This window comes from Paenibacillus zanthoxyli JH29 (assembly GCF_000520715.1).
GTDB classification, from domain to species: Bacteria; Bacillota; Bacilli; order Paenibacillales; family Paenibacillaceae; genus Paenibacillus_AQ; species Paenibacillus_AQ zanthoxyli.
Genome location: NZ_ASSD01000486.1, coordinates 1 through 2,318 on the forward strand (window position 1 = coordinate 1; position 2,318 = coordinate 2,318).

At 56.1% G+C, this 2,318-nt stretch carries 2 protein-coding genes and 1 pseudogene; all 3 read right to left on the reverse strand.

Annotation, left to right across the window (positions count from 1 at the left end; translation table 11 throughout):
• Positions 1-203, reverse strand: a pseudogene (locus tag L691_RS29350) (serine protease); the annotation flags it as partial.
• A gap of 143 nt (positions 204-346) precedes the next feature.
• Complete coding sequence (locus L691_RS0118540) at positions 347-1,810, reverse strand: S41 family peptidase (RefSeq protein WP_025691898.1); 1,464 nt, start codon at positions 1,808-1,810, stop codon at positions 347-349.
• Positions 1,811-1,927: 117 nt separating this feature from the next.
• On the reverse strand, positions 1,928-2,318 hold a 391-nt coding region (locus tag L691_RS29355), incomplete at its 5' end, for a M23 family metallopeptidase (protein ID WP_156934278.1).

A 2,318-nucleotide genomic window follows, 5' to 3' on the forward strand; every position in this document is an offset into this window, starting at 1 on the left:
CCCGTCCCTATGGCGAGCCATATTTCCCTGCCCCAGCTGTGCAGCTTTACATGAATGAGCCGCCGCTCCAGCAGCGTCTGCCTGCGGTAATAGAGGGCCATAAACAGCAAAGCGATATAATAAAAGGGCTGCGCCAGCATATGCAGCGCGGCATTCCCCAAGCTTGCCAGCAGTTCCAGCATGTCATTCAAACCGATCGTCACGCTCCTTTGGCTGCGCTATCTTAAATCGCGGCTTCATCCTTTATTCTAATGGAATGGGATAGTCAAAGACAGGCTTTTTAAACGGGAAATATTGGGTTTTGCTCTTTAGCGGCATGAAAAAAGAAGGCTGTAATCAGCCTTCTTCATGAATTCGACGCCTTCGCCCCGATTTCCTTCCGTATCTCTTCAATTCCCCGGTTGCGCTGATTGTCGTTCACAGGGTTCCGTATCGCCTTGATCAAGGCGGCTTCCAGCGCCTCCGCCGTCTTGGCGTCAATGATGCCGGTAGCTTTCAGCTTGGCCGCGCTCTGGAATTTCTTTACCGCGTCCTTCGTGCCGGTGTCAAAATATCCGTCTTTGCGCCCCGGCTTGTAGCCCAGACCGTCCAGCATCGTCTGCGCGCTCTTCACATTCGAGCTGTTAGAGTTGTACTGGAGCGGTGCACTCTTGTCGATTGGCGTCACCGAAAAATAATCCGGCTGCGCCACCGCGATATCCGGCTTAATTCCCTTGCCGTGAATCCAGCTGCCGTTCGGTGTCAGCCATTTGGCGATCGTAATCTTGAGCAGGCTGCCGTCACCAAGCTGCTTGTCAAAGCTGGTCTGCACCGTTCCCTTGCCGAAGGAATTATCGCCGATCAGCTTGGCTCCGGCGGACTGCTGCAGCGCTCCCGCCAAGATCTCAGACGCGCTTGCGCTGCCTTTATTCATCAAGACGACGACCGGATAATCCTTGCCTCTGCCCTTGGAGGTCGTCAGCTCACGTTCCTTGTTCTTGTTCTCGACTTGAACGATCGTCTTGCCTCTTGGCACGAACTGCTCGGCAATATCGATGACAACCGGCAGCACGCCGCCGGGATCGTTGCGGACGTCAATGACAAGACCTTTGAGTCCCTTCTTCTCCAGCTTGCCCAGCTCTTCCTTGAAGCGGTCGGCGGTGTTCAGCGAGAACTGCGTAATCTCGATCACGCCAACGCCGTTCTTCTCCATGGAGGAGTTGACCGTCTCCAATGTCACGTTATCCCGTCTGATATTGAACGTCAGGGGCTGCGTGGAACCGCTTCGCTGGATGACGAGAACCGCTGTGCTGCCTTTGGGGCCGCGAATTTTGGCGACTGCGTCGTTCAAATCCATTCCTGTAAGCGATGTTCCATTAACAGAGACAATAATATCCTTCGCCTGAACTCCGGCCTTCTCCGCCGGCGAGCCTTTAATCGGCGACACGACGACTACTTTGCCGTTATCTGAGGCGACCTCGGCTCCAATGCCGGTGAACGAGCCCTCAATGCTCTCTTCGAATTTCTCCGCCGTCTCCTTGGCCATATAGTTCGAGTAAGGATCGCCGAGCGCTTCCATCATCCCGTTAACCGCGCCGTCGATCAGCTTGCTTCGATCCACGCTCTTGTAGTAATTGCCCTCGATCAGGCTTAGCGTCGTCCCAAGCTTCTTCGCTTCGCTCTGCGCAAGCCCGCCGCTTGCCGGGGCGGATGCCACGCTTTCTCCGGCAGCTTGTCCGGAAAAGAGCGAGCCCGTCACCGCCAGCGTTAACAGACTGCCACACAGAAGAGCTGCGATAACCATAAAAGCCGCTGTGCTCTTTTTTAACATGAAGCCTTCACCGTCCCTTCTTGTCCACCATGCCGTCAGCCTGAGGTCCGTCCCGTCAGATCGGTCTGACTTCCAGTATATGCCGTAATGCTAAATATTATTTATAATACCGCTAAATCACAGGTAATCCATCGGTTCTACAGGCTTTCCGTCAATCCGCACCTCGAAGTGAAGATGCGGTCCGGTTACCCTGCCGGTGGCGCCCGATTCCGCAATGGTCTGTCCGCGCTCCACCTTGTCTCCTACGCTAACCTTGATACCGCCCTCGCGGATGTGTCCGTACAGCGTCCACATGCCGCCGCCGTGGTCGATAACGACGCAGTAGCCGTAGCCGCTCCACCATTCCGCGACAATGACAGTGCCCGCTTCAGCCGCATGAATGTCCGTGCCCTGCGGAACGGCGAAGTCAACGCCGGTATGCAGCTTGCGCTCTCCCGTCACCGGATGGATCCGGTAACCGTACGGCGAGGACACCCGCGCGTTGCCCACGGGCAGCAGCAGCGGTCCG